General features: G+C 49.5%; 13 protein-coding genes. 3 read left to right on the top strand and 10 right to left on the bottom strand.

What is annotated here, in order from left to right:
* The first annotated feature begins 240 nt into the window (after nucleotides 1–240).
* A complete protein-coding gene (locus tag AC23ME_RS20705; RefSeq protein WP_487729641.1) occupies nucleotides 241–486 on the top strand; it encodes a hypothetical protein in 246 nt (81 codons plus the stop codon).
* 636 nt (nucleotides 487–1122) lie between these two features.
* Here AC23ME_RS20705 and AC23ME_RS20700 read toward each other — a convergent pair.
* From AC23ME_RS20700 to AC23ME_RS20680, 5 genes are all read right to left on the bottom strand, one after another.
* Complete coding sequence (locus AC23ME_RS20700; RefSeq protein ID WP_487729640.1) at nucleotides 1123–1980, bottom strand: hypothetical protein; 858 nt, start codon at nucleotides 1978–1980, stop codon at nucleotides 1123–1125.
* Between the two features lie 31 nt (nucleotides 1981–2011).
* Complete coding sequence (locus tag AC23ME_RS20695) at nucleotides 2012–2242, bottom strand: hypothetical protein (protein ID WP_487729639.1); 231 nt, start codon at nucleotides 2240–2242, stop codon at nucleotides 2012–2014.
* Nucleotides 2243–2286: 44 nt separating this feature from the next.
* Entirely contained in the window at nucleotides 2287–3351 is a 1065-nt protein-coding gene (locus AC23ME_RS20690) for a DUF932 domain-containing protein (RefSeq protein ID WP_487729638.1), read from the bottom strand.
* Between the two features lie 32 nt (nucleotides 3352–3383).
* Entirely contained in the window at nucleotides 3384–3785 is a 402-nt protein-coding gene (locus AC23ME_RS20685; protein WP_487729637.1) for a single-stranded DNA-binding protein, read from the bottom strand.
* A gap of 265 nt (nucleotides 3786–4050) precedes the next feature.
* Nucleotides 4051–4665 (bottom strand): UPF0758 domain-containing protein, encoded by a 615-nt coding sequence (locus tag AC23ME_RS20680; protein ID WP_487729636.1) that lies wholly within the window; start codon nucleotides 4663–4665, stop codon nucleotides 4051–4053.
* A 123-nt stretch (nucleotides 4666–4788) separates the two neighbouring features.
* Here AC23ME_RS20680 and AC23ME_RS20675 point away from each other — a divergent pair, with 123 nt between their 5' ends.
* Both AC23ME_RS20675 and AC23ME_RS20670 read left to right on the top strand, forming a co-directional pair.
* Entirely contained in the window at nucleotides 4789–5217 is a 429-nt protein-coding gene (locus AC23ME_RS20675) for a hypothetical protein (protein WP_487729635.1), read from the top strand.
* A gap of 180 nt (nucleotides 5218–5397) precedes the next feature.
* On the top strand, nucleotides 5398–6609 hold the full coding sequence (locus tag AC23ME_RS20670) for a GAF domain-containing sensor histidine kinase (protein WP_487729634.1): 1212 nt from the start codon (nucleotides 5398–5400) through the stop codon (nucleotides 6607–6609).
* A gap of 52 nt (nucleotides 6610–6661) precedes the next feature.
* On the opposite strand, the gene AC23ME_RS20665 is transcribed toward AC23ME_RS20670, so the two are convergent.
* From AC23ME_RS20665 to traJ, 5 genes are all read right to left on the bottom strand, one after another.
* A complete protein-coding gene (locus AC23ME_RS20665) occupies nucleotides 6662–6838 on the bottom strand; it encodes a histone H1 (RefSeq protein WP_487729633.1) in 177 nt (58 codons plus the stop codon).
* A gap of 126 nt (nucleotides 6839–6964) precedes the next feature.
* Nucleotides 6965–8551, bottom strand: a complete 1587-nt coding sequence (locus AC23ME_RS20660) for a hypothetical protein (protein WP_487729632.1) — start codon at nucleotides 8549–8551, stop codon at nucleotides 6965–6967.
* Between the two features lie 2 nt (nucleotides 8552–8553).
* A complete protein-coding gene (gene traM / locus AC23ME_RS20655; RefSeq protein ID WP_487729631.1) occupies nucleotides 8554–9630 on the bottom strand; it encodes a conjugative transposon protein TraM in 1077 nt (358 codons plus the stop codon).
* 236 nt (nucleotides 9631–9866) lie between these two features.
* The gene (gene traK, locus AC23ME_RS20650) at nucleotides 9867–10481 is read right to left on the bottom strand and encodes a conjugative transposon protein TraK (RefSeq protein WP_487729630.1); all 615 of its coding nucleotides are present in this window, start codon (nucleotides 10479–10481) and stop codon (nucleotides 9867–9869) included.
* Nucleotides 10482–10485: 4 nt separating this feature from the next.
* The gene (gene traJ, locus AC23ME_RS20645) at nucleotides 10486–11730 is read right to left on the bottom strand and encodes a conjugative transposon protein TraJ (protein ID WP_487729629.1); all 1245 of its coding nucleotides are present in this window, start codon (nucleotides 11728–11730) and stop codon (nucleotides 10486–10488) included.

Here is an 11730-nt window from a genome sequence, read left to right as displayed (position 1 = left end):
TTAGATTTTTCATGATAAAACAAATTTAAGCTATTCGATTGATTATGAACCTGCAGTTTGCAATTTTCCTGCAGATTTAGGTTTCAACCAAGACTATTTCTAACATCTAGGTTTTCAAAACCACTCCCCGTAAGAGACTTCTCTCGCTAAGATTGAAACTAATTTGGGTGCAGAATAACCAGCCTAATACTAAAAACTAATAGAAAAATGTTATCTTGATATAATCTAAACACCATAGACATGAAAAAACCTTTCGAGATTGAATTTTATTACAAAGGAGATGTAATAGATACCAAGGAATACGATGTACTACCCCATATACCGTCAATCGACGAAATAATATATCTTCAGTGCGAAAATCCGAACATGAACGATATTGGGTTTTATTTTAAGGTCATTGAAATTAGGAGCCTGTTTTTCAACGTCCCAATTTTAAAACAAAAGGTGCTAATAAAACTAAAGTTATCTGAAGAGACAGACTGGTAGGCATATCGCCTCACCAATGATCCCTCTTTTTGCCAAAGCCTATAAATGTTGGTAATTGGATAATTTTTTTTAATGAAAATCCTATCCTATTATCCGCATTTTTATCATGTATCATAACAAGGGGCGTTACGACAACTCAAGTGGTCTTTGGTAATTATTTTTGGCAACTAATTTAAATCGGAATGACAATTACTATTGCCGGGGACTTGCCCCCAATGACCTACAATCATGCAATTAACTGATAATCAGACGGGGGTTTGAAAAATCTTCGAACGCTATTTACCAAGAACATCTATCCTACGCTGATGAAGCGAGGCTGGGAGAGGTGGTATGGGATTTCATCATTTTAAGATACCTTACCGTTGGCGGTAATGGACATGACGAATGGCCCAACTTTACGATTACGGAAAGAGGTGAGAAATATTTCGCATCTATCAACCATTAGTGTCTGAATTCATTATAGCTGTCTTCATCTACAATAATGACTTAAAACTCCAGCCGAGCGGACGATAGTACGCGAGGCTTCGGGCGACAGCTCCGCTGTCGCCGACCGACTATCAAATAAATACCGCAAGGGTACAGCATAAACCACTGTACCCTTTACGGCAGGTAGACCTAGGGTCTTACTTTTCGGTATCAGGCATAAATCAGCTGGTACAGTTCGTCGTCGCCGAGCTTCATTTCCGCTTCGGTTGCGTAGTACGCAATACCATCGTCGAGCGATTGCGCTGTACCATCTGTATCCCCTCTCTTCATCTGCCCTTCAAGTTCAGTGGGGGCGACCAGCAGTTCCTTACCTCCGTTTGCGATATCGGGAATGACCCTGCACAGAAACTCAATGCCCGCAAACCTGAGGGTACGCCATTGCAAGCCATCATCCTCCAAGGAATCGGGAACGATATAGCTTAGGTAATCGTCTATGGTATCCCAAGTGATGCCGATATTGCAATCATGCCTTTCCTTCAGCAGTTCCAGCACCTTCAGCGCCTCGCCAGCCTTTAGCCGATAGCCATTTTCCTTTGCACGCTCTTCCACGTCCTTCACGCTCCAACGGATCGAAATGGTCTCAGCTTCATCTTCCACATAGCCGAGGATTGCCCGTTCATAGACTTCCCTGCACGACCTGTTGTAGGCGGCAAGCACTTTGCCCAGATCACCGCCATACGTTCCCCAAAAGAGCACGGCGGCATCCCCTGTAAGTTCCCCGCTGAGCATCTTGCTCAGATCGTCGTTTTCGGCGATCTCGCCGCTGCTGTGATAGGCGGGATAATACGCCTCTACAAACTGCCAGACCGCTGAGCCGCAGGGACGTGACGAAAAATAGATATCCCCCTCCTCCAATATCCTGTGGATTTTGTGGTACATCAGTGAAAAGCCCTCCGACTCGAACTCCTTGGGGATGAGCATCCCTATAAACTGGCTGATTTCGCACCTGTCGCGCGCTGCGTCGCCCTCGATTGTAAGGGTGACGTTTACTTCTATTTCCTGTTTCATAAACAACTGTTTTTTATAACCTATCAACTAACTATTTTTCGCCGTCGCTTTTCATCTTTCTTATCCGTGTGCCCATCTCCTTGGAATAGATCACTTCATAATTATTGGATTCGATGATGCCCCTGAGCAGGTTTTTGGCGAGCTGCGCCTCGAAGGCATCGTCACTGCCCATCAAAAGATGGTCGAGATTTTCAAGATAGCGGACACTTTTCGCTATTTCCAAGATCGCCCTCCGTTCGGTATGTTCTGATAAAACGCTCATACTTTTATATTTTAAAAAGGGGCGGCTTCCCGCCCCGTAAATGATCACCTTAATTTTAGTTCGCCATCGGCAGCGAAGCCGTGGCACAGATCAAAGGCTGCCTGTCCGCGCTGCTTGGCGGTGCCCTCTATGATCGACCTGAACTTCGACTCCCCGTCCCTGAACCTGCGGACATTCTGGAAATAGCCCGTCACGGCATTATACGCACCGAACACCGTGCCCGCGGTAGTCTCGAGCTGCTGGGCGGGGTCGCCCATGGCATAGGTATAAACCTCCTCGACCATGTTGCGGTAGACGCTCGACTGCTCGTCATCAGCACCCTTCTCCAATTTCTGCAGCACCTCTTTATTGGGTGCCATGGCCAGCTGCACCAGTTTTTTCACTTCCTTGTCGGTGATCCTGACCTTCGACCAATGGTTGAAGATAGATTCCATCTCCCCTGCAAGGTCATTGGAGATGCCCATGAGCGTGTGCGCCACCTTCAGGCGCTCGCCCGCACCCGAGGAATGTCGGATGCGCACCACATTCCGCTGGCTGCGCATTGCAGCATTAAGCGTATTGTTGCACACTATCCTTACGGGCGTAAACGCCGCCGTAATGCTCCCGCCCCCGTCGTGCGATGTGGTCAGAAAGATATATTGTTCGATCAGGTCTTCATTTCCCACACGGATATAGGAAGGGAGTTTCGCAGTGATGAAGATCCTTTCTCCCCTGCCCAGTGCCCCAGCCGTCTCGTACTGGATGCCCTCTCCACCGCCAACAATGCTATCGAAAAATGAAAACGCCTCTATGTTCTGCACCACGCCATAATCTTTCCCCACTACACCCAATACCTGCTCGGTGTCTGTACGTACGGTCGCATAAAAATTCGGCACCTCCACCTCAGCATACGCACGCATGAGCTCGCCCTGCCTGAACTCCTCGTTCAGGTTATCCATCGTAAACAGTGGGCGCTTTACCACCGTGTAGTCCAGCCCAGCAAACCTTAGCGCCTCCGCCGAAGTCGGATAACTATCCACCACCGTGCCCAGCCCATGCCAAGCCTTCTCTTTCACGGAAAAGAAACTATGCTTTTTTGTCTCCTCGTTGTAATTCAAATTGTGTCCCATGACCATTAAGATTTAAGTTAAAAATGAGACCATTAAAAAGGCAGGTCGCCCGTTCCACCTTCGCCCCTTGCCTGTTCCATTGCCGAAGGCACCTGCTCGGGCAGTACCTCCACGCCCTTGGCATGCTTCTGCGAGGCTCCGAACAATTTCACCTCCGACACACGGAACGTCAGCGCCGCCGCCGCCTCGCCATCCTTGGTCACATAGGCACGCACCCCCACACGTCCGAACACCTGCACTACGTCGCCTTTTTTAAGGTACTCCGCAACCCCCGAATTCCTCCAGTAACTGCATTCAAAGAACGTCGCAATCTCCCTGCGCTCGTCCCCGCTCCTGTAGCTGTCGTTCACAGCCACCGTAAAACCTACTACCTTAGTATCCCCCGATACATTTCTCACAACCGCATCAGCGGTCAATCTTCCCGTAATTTCCATTACATTAAACTTTTAATTAAAAAATTGGTTAATTGGCTTCCTTTCAGTCGTGAATTCTTTTCAAAAGAAAAAACGGAAAAAAAGAAAGCAAAGAAGTCCGTGACCTTATAAGCTAGCGGAGTACTATAAGTCCCGAAGGGTGGTCCCGATGCAATCGGGACCATTATGCGTACGCAGCTAGCGGAGGTCACGACATTCGCCGCCTTTTTGTCCGTTTCTTTGGAAAGAAATTACCGCATACACTTCCCTGGCACATAGGGAAATCCTACTGTTTAAAGGCTCCAAGAAACCCGGTCGCAGAGACCAGCTGATGCTCCACCAGCCTGCGGGATAGCTCCATGGCGGCAATGATGGCACTGCACTTGGCTAGTCCCATGCCCGCAAACCTGCCGAGCGCCCCGTAATTGCAGCTGGACAATTTCTCCAGGCTGCCTTCCACGCTATCCAATATGCGTGCGGCCAGATCGACCGCTGTCTCGCGCACCGTCCCCGAACCGATCAATAGTGCCAACAGCTCCGCATCCGATAGTACTGCCGCCCCACCGGCCAGCATCTTTTCCCTTGGCCTCATGTCCGGCTCCCAGGACTTGATCCCGCGGACACGCTTCTGCCGCAACATCTCGCACTGCGCGCTGAAGTCCAGCTGCTGCAGGTCCAAATGGGCGGCATGGTGCAGCAGCGAGGATAGTCCCTGGAAAAACAGGTGGAAGTCGCTCTCGTAGATGATCACCTGTGAACGCCTGTAACCGCCACCCTGTTGCTCCTCGCTACGGGTGATCTGTATGAAATTCCTTTGGTTGGCGGCCAGCTTGAAGTCCAGGAAATAATGGCGCTTGGCCGAGGAGGAAAAACTCTCCGTTGCCAGAACATTGTTTTGCATATCCTTTTCGTTTTGGTACAGTGCAAACCTCCGAAGACCATAAAGAATTAGTCGGTCGAAAAACAAGACAAACGGTTTAAACGTTTATTACATCGGATATCATACTGTACAACAAGAAGATATATGGCAACCCTCAGATACGACGTTCAGCCCATCTGCCTGAATTGCGGAAAGGACCTCTTCGGCAGGGCCGATAAAAAATACTGCAACGACACCTGCCGTAACCAGGCCAACGGCACCAAGCGGAAAAAACTCAAAAAGGAACAGCCCAGGCACGTCTACCAGATCTCGCGGGATCTCCTGCGCAACCGCAACATCATCGCAAAGATGCGGGTCTACGAGTACGAGCCAAGGGTCGTTACCCGGAGCGAGCTGATGGACCAGGGATTCAACTTCGAATACTACACCAACATCCTGGAGACCAAAAAGGGCCGCTACCACTACTGCTACGAGTATGGCTGGCTGGAAATGGAGAACGGAAAAATCCTATTGGTGATGACCGACAGGTATATCGAGAACGTCATCAGGATCAAGCGGGATTGGGAATACTGACATGAACAGACATCGCATTGGGCACCAGGCAAAAACATATGGACCAATGAAGAAAGACACCAGCCCTTCCCACCTAGAAAAGCAAATAAAATTTCTTACTGTCAAAAGCAGACCAAAATCATTATCTTAGCTTTCGGCCATCATCACGGCCCTACAGAATTTGGTCACTTAGCATATTTTATGGCAGCAATAACTTCCCCGATACCACACAATGAGCCAGAGAGGCTCATGCACCTGGCCTCCCTCGATGTTGACTATACCAGCCTAAACGAAAGCCTGAAGGACCTCAACCTCTTGGCCGCCAAGGTGGCCGGCACAGAAATCTCCCTGATCAACCTTATCGATGCCTACACACAGTGGACCGTAGGTTCGCACGGACTGGACCTGCAGCAGATGAACAGGGAGGAATCCGTATGCCAGTATACCATCATGGGGGACCAGTCCTTCGAAGTCCCCGACCTTTCGGCAGATGAACGCTTCAGCGACAAGTTCTATGTTGGCGACCCGCTTTCCCTGCGCTACTACTTCGGTATACCGCTGCAGGACCAGGGCATCAACATCGGCGCCCTATGCGTATTGGATACGGGACTGAAAAACCTGAGCCCCGAAAAGGTAGAGCTGCTCAAGATCATCGCCGATGAGATCGTCAACCGTATCAAATGCTACCAGACCCTGGAGCATATGCAGCACCGATTGAACCACGCCGGACAGGCCAGCAAGAAGGTGGCCCATGATATCCGTGGACCACTGGCAGGCATCATCGGCCTATCGGAGATGATCAGCCAACAGGGCCGATCGGCAGACCTGGCAGAAGTGCTTGAATTCATCAAAATGATCCATACAGGCAGCAGGTCACTGCTGGACCTGGCCGACGAGATCCTCAGCCAGAACGAACAACATGCCCCCATCAGTGAAAATGAACTTAACCTTGACGCCCTAAGGGACAAGCTGCTACAGCTCTACCTGCCACAGGCGACCTATAAGGACATCGCACTTGAGGTCAACATCAACGAACAGGCCAAGCATATCATCTTTTCCAAGCAGAAGATCCTACAGGTCATCGGCAACCTGATCTCCAACGCCATCAAGTTCACACCCGCAAAGGGAAAGATCAGTGTCGGGCTCGACCTTATCGAAACTCCCGACAGGAACCTGTTGGACATGACCGTTACGGACACCGGGGTCGGCATTGACCAGCAGCGCCTGGAGCAGCTCCGTTCTGGGATTTCTGACAGTACGCTCGGCACGGTGGAGGAAAAGGGCTATGGATTCGGTCTTCCGCTGGTGGGCCACCTGGTCGAAAAGCTCGGCGGAACGCTCAAGATAGAATCACAGCCCGGAAAGGGAAGCAGTTTCCATGTACAGCTGCCCCAACGGCCAAGCGCAAGATAAAAAAAAGCCCGACCAAATGGCCGGGCTTCCCTAATTCTCAGGTTAGGCAATATTATTTTTCGTTTTTCTTTGCGGTCACCTCGTTACGGATATCCTGCGCCAAAGTTTTCAGTTCTTGAAAACCTTTTCTTACACGTGTACCAGCGGCACTGTTGCCATTATTGTAGAACTTCTCTGCATCCTGTTCGATCGATGCCACCAACTCCTTAACTTTTTGGAACTTTTCCATTTTCTTTTGGTTTTAAACGTTGATAATTAAATGATTGATAAAATTATGCTGCGAATATAAAGCTTAGTCGCACAATCCCAAATAATTCGGGCGACGAAAAATCACTTTTCGTCGCCCGAATACGTCCTATACGCCCATTCCCTGCGCCTGTTCCTCCACTTTCCCCTTGGCTTTGGCCTTGCCGCTTTCCAATTGTTCTGTTTTATCAAAGCCTGTTTGCTTCAAAAACTGTTCGCGTTTTTCTGGCCTACCATTTTCCGAATAGAAATTCAGCTTGCCATAGCGCACCGAAGTTTCCAGATAAAGTTTCGTGGGCTTGCCGTCCTTCTCCACTGTAATCAACGGCCTTCCCCCATTCTTTAGTACCTGTTCCAACTGTGCGGCCTTTTTCGGATCTTCCATCTCAGCAATCTTGTATTCCCCCAGCTGTGCCTTAACGTCATAGCCATAGGCGTCAGTGAACTGACGATAACCAAGGTTATTGTGGTTATCCCTCACCTTGTCCGTATCCAACTGCATCCAAGCCTGATAAGGCTTGCCCTCCCTGCTCAACAGGTCATCACGGTAGACCGCGCGGCCCTGCACCAAATTCGCAGCCTGCTCGCGGTTAAAGCCCTTTCCGTGATCCAACCAGAAAGTCTGCGACAAGGGCGGCGCAAAGTAATCACGCTTGATAGCATTATCGATATGGGTGACTTTACCGGCCACCATCGTTGCAAGTTCGGCAACCACTTCCCTGTCCTTGATCACGCCCAAGGCAAAATCACCATCCTGTTTCCTGAACATCTCCACCGCCTCGGCGAAAGTATCCATCGGTGTTGCTGCACTGATCTTTCCCTCGGCATCCATGACCAACACCGCATACTTTTCACCATTCTCCAACACCTTGCCCTGATTGTTCAGGGCCTCCAGTCGGTTCAGATAATAAAAATCCGACTGTCCCGATTGTTTGAAATGTAGGGTTAGGTCGACCACCCCCTTGGCGGCATCAACCCTGTCCAGCAATTTGAAAGCAGGTTCGTTCGCCTTCATGCGCTCCTCCATCTGCTCGATCAGCGGTTCGGCAAAACCGAGTGTCTTCATCTCTTCTTTGAGATTTTCTAAATTTTTTAAATTCATATAACTGTTATTAAGTTGATTATGGTAATATCCCGCATCGACGATATCGGGAAGATTTTCATTTTGTAGTACCGCCACCAATGCCTTCAGACAGGGACCAAGGGGCAACACCCGCCAAGCTAGGTTAGCCTCCGCAAATTCGCTGGCCTCCTTTTGCCCCCTTATCGCAATGACATCATCGAAACCCAGCAGCTGATCGGTCCTCAGATAGGCCACGTGATCAAACCCTGCTTTATTGGCTTCCCTCAAATGATCCACTGTCGCTATAAAGGTCTGCCGCTCAAAGCGCATTTTCCGCTGATACAAGCGCTCCTCAAACCTATCCCCATGCGCATAGCCCGTGTCTACCAGTGGCGGCAAATTGCGCAGGTCGAGGTCCCTTACCATTCTCTCCAGAAAAGGTTCCAAAGGGACATAGCTGAGCTGATACCTGTTCGCATAAAGTTCTGCCCAGCTTTCGCCCCTCACAGTATTGATGTCCTCGAATCCATAAAGCTTGAGCTCCTCGGGATAGAGTACAAAATCAGCATTGCGCACCAATGCCACCGACAGCTGTTGGACAGCAATCAAAAAGTCCTGACGTTTGAACAACATGGCTAACGCTTTAGCTTGTTGTCCCTCAATAGCACCACCGTTCCCGCTTTCAATTTAACCTTGACCTTTCTGACCTTCCTCGATACCAATTGCCTGGCAGCATCAATCCCGGCGGTAGCCATTTGCATCTCTATGGAACTGTCAAAACCACCCATCCCAATACCTCGTACTGCATTATCGGTCCCTGCATTCAACGTTCCAGTAAATACCGCTTCGGGAGCTGCAATACCTGCCATCCCATCCAAACTGAATACGGTAAGGTCTACGGGTACAATTGCATTTCCCAAACGCACGTTTTTGATATCCAAGAGCAATCGCTGATTAGATAACCTGCACAGCCCAAATAATTGTTGCCCCTTTGGTAAGGTCAGACCAGAGATCACTACGGTATCTATCAGCTTCAGCCTTACAGCGGCACCATCCACCACTTTTTGGTTTCCGTCGATATAGGCAGGCAAAGCCTTGAACTGGCTATCAGGATAAAGTGATTTCTCCATCGCATGGCGCTGGAGAACCCTTTCGGGATGTTGTACATCCAAGATCCCCTGCATCAACTGGTTGAGCTGCAGCATCTCCTGGTCTTCCCCTTTGCCCTGTTGCATGGTGGACATCAATTTTTCCAATCGATCCACGTCATCTTTGATACCGCCCGCTGCTTCCCTTCGAACCGTATTACTTCGCTGCATGACCGGTGCAGGCTCCGGCCTGGTAATTTCCCTTTGGATAGCGGCAATCCTCTTATCTATTTCCTCGGTCTGACTAACCGCGCCCGTTTCTTGATGAGCGGAATTAGACATGCCGCTGAAACCCAATTTTTCGGCAATGTCCTTTATGCCATTGCTATCCGTTTTTGATAATCTGCGCTCGGCCTGGTCATAGTATTCCGTCTTGTTCTTTAGCGTATCCTTCGAGAAGGTTGCATCTGGCAAGTTGGCGTTGATCCCGCTAGCGGTCTGCGTCCGCGATTTGTTTCCATTACCGCCACCAAGTGCATAGAAGCCCAGTGCCAAAAACGGCAATAATAGCAATGGCAGAAAAAGCCAGAACCTGGTTTTGTTCTTTTCTTTTTGTTGATCCATGATCTAAAATTTATGAATGAATATTTAGTTAAAGGCCATGATGACGACATAGGCCAGGTACATCGAGACCAAGGCAGCAATTAAAATGAGATAGCATTTCATTTTCCAAATTGGAACATCCCTACATCTATCATTTAACCAGTCTGCAAGTTTCCGTTTCCTCGAACTAGTAGCCACATCTAACCTTTCAGCAATCGTAGCTAACCATTGCCGAGCTGATTTATTTCTTTGCCAGCTCATCGCGCCACCTGTTGGTCTACATTTTCCAAAGTCTCCCAGCGCTGTATCAGAAATCCGTGCGGATTGTTATCCGATCTGGAAACGTTCCTGATTTCCCCCTGCGTGACTAGTTTCCTTTTCAGGGTGGAACTTGACCGCAACAGTTGCTGGGTCGCATAGCAGCGGAATAGATAGGGATATACATTGAGATCAAGCCTGATACTATCCACCTCGATCGATTGGGAAATATTGGCCGAGATCACATTGTTGTAGTAGCCTTTTTCTTTCAGGTTATTGTCCGCTTTCCGGGCACTTTCATCGGCCAAATTCAAAGCCCTACCGATATTGGAACGAATGACCTTGTCATCTGGATCGAGCGTGAAGAACCAGTGATGGAAGGTCTTGATATGATCCCGCAATTCTACAGGAAGGTTATCCTTTCTGGTCGTACTAAAGGCCTCTATTGCCTTACTACCTGCGAGTATATAAATTCTTTCCTGCGTTTCCCGTACCATTCCGAAGCACTTCCAAACCACCATCCCACAGATGGCTACACAGGCGACAATCAGAAATAGGCTAAACCGTTTAATGTGGCTGAACGCCGTATCTATATTTTTAAAATGTGCAAACATGATCTTACTTTTTGTTATCCCCACTAATTTTTTCCTTGAAGTAGTCCTGGCCCGAAGTTTCCGCCATCCCCCCCATCTGCCTACTGCCGTCGCCAAAGGTGTCGGCCAACATTCCGCCCGCGGACTTCGTACCTTCCCAGCCAGCTGCACCAGCCCTTTTGGCACCACTGGCCATCAGTCCCCCGGTCATGCCACTGGCAGCACTTCCCCATTTCCCGCCGCCAGCAGTCATACTGTTTACTTTCATCAGGATTGAGTTTCCGCCGCCAGCATGCACCACATAATTGGCCACCGTCGGTACACAGAAATACCCGACGATCCCAATGACCAAAAAAATCATGTAGGCCATGTCCGTCGCCGAAAAGAAAGTATCCCCACCAGAGGCCACCTCGGAAATATCCAGCTTGATCATATTCTGCTGGATCTTGCCCAAGATCGCCCCAAAAATGTTGGCGATCGGCAGCCACAAAAAGATATTGATGTAGCGGGCGATCCAGACCGAAAGCGTATGCTGCAGGCCATCGAATACCGCAAACCCTAAGACCAATGGCCCCAGAATGGCCATCACGATCAGAAAGAAGGTGCGAAGCGTGTTGATACAGAGCGCCGCCGCCTGATAGACCAGTTCCAATAGCTCCGACATGAACTGCTTAAAACTATGCCTTACCTTATAGTCCGTACGGTCCGCCCAAAACCTGATGTCGTTGCCGATCGATTCTATCCAGCCCTCCCCGGTCCCATCGGCATCCTTCGGATAGGTGTACTTGTACCATTCGGCACGATTGCCCACCCCGTCCTCTCCGACATAGAGTTTCCATTTCGTCGATTTTTTCAGTTCCGCTTCCTTACGCTGCAACAAAGCCCTGATCGTCCTGTCACTATCGGCTACCATACCACGCGTGGCCAGTACCGTGGGCTGTAGGATGCCATTGAATACCGAGAGCACCATCGGAAACAGTACGATCGCAAGACCGAGAGCAAATGGGCGCAACAATGGATAGAAATCGATCGGTTCGGCGGCGGCAATCTGGCGCCAGACACGGCTGGCGATATACCACAGTGCCGCAAAGCCAGCGATCCCCCTTGCCACATCGATCAGTCCCGCACACAAGGGGACCATCTCCTTGTACACCTGGTCAAGTACCTGATGCAGCCCACCGATATTTTCCGCAAGCCCGCCCGCCCAAAGCAAATTTGGCAGACATACCAATGTTACCATACCAATAGCTGTGATGATTATTCCTTTCAT

It is taken from the genome of Pedobacter sp. T50_32 (assembly GCF_057652195.1).
The sequence above is the reverse complement of the archived record's forward strand: the minus strand, read 5'-3'. Positions and strand labels throughout refer to the sequence as shown.

Coding starts and splice junctions, on each gene's coding strand:
- AC23ME_RS20705 (WP_487729641.1), top strand. CDS start 241: ATGAAAAAACCTTTCGAGATTGAATTTTATTACAAAGGAGATGTAATA.
- AC23ME_RS20700 (WP_487729640.1), bottom strand. CDS start 1,980: ATGAAACAGGAAATAGAAGTAAACGTCACCCTTACAATCGAGGGCGAC.
- AC23ME_RS20695 (WP_487729639.1), bottom strand. CDS start 2,242: ATGAGCGTTTTATCAGAACATACCGAACGGAGGGCGATCTTGGAAATA.
- AC23ME_RS20690 (WP_487729638.1), bottom strand. CDS start 3,351: ATGGGACACAATTTGAATTACAACGAGGAGACAAAAAAGCATAGTTTC.
- AC23ME_RS20685 (WP_487729637.1), bottom strand. CDS start 3,785: ATGGAAATTACGGGAAGATTGACCGCTGATGCGGTTGTGAGAAATGTA.
- AC23ME_RS20680 (WP_487729636.1), bottom strand. CDS start 4,665: ATGCAAAACAATGTTCTGGCAACGGAGAGTTTTTCCTCCTCGGCCAAG.
- AC23ME_RS20675 (WP_487729635.1), top strand. CDS start 4,789: ATGGCAACCCTCAGATACGACGTTCAGCCCATCTGCCTGAATTGCGGA.
- AC23ME_RS20670 (WP_487729634.1), top strand. CDS start 5,398: ATGGCAGCAATAACTTCCCCGATACCACACAATGAGCCAGAGAGGCTC.
- AC23ME_RS20665 (WP_487729633.1), bottom strand. CDS start 6,838: ATGGAAAAGTTCCAAAAAGTTAAGGAGTTGGTGGCATCGATCGAACAG.
- AC23ME_RS20660 (WP_487729632.1), bottom strand. CDS start 8,551: ATGTTGTTCAAACGTCAGGACTTTTTGATTGCTGTCCAACAGCTGTCG.
- traM (WP_487729631.1), bottom strand. CDS start 9,630: ATGGATCAACAAAAAGAAAAGAACAAAACCAGGTTCTGGCTTTTTCTG.
- traK (WP_487729630.1), bottom strand. CDS start 10,481: ATGTTTGCACATTTTAAAAATATAGATACGGCGTTCAGCCACATTAAA.
- traJ (WP_487729629.1), bottom strand. CDS start 11,730: ATGAAAGGAATAATCATCACAGCTATTGGTATGGTAACATTGGTATGT.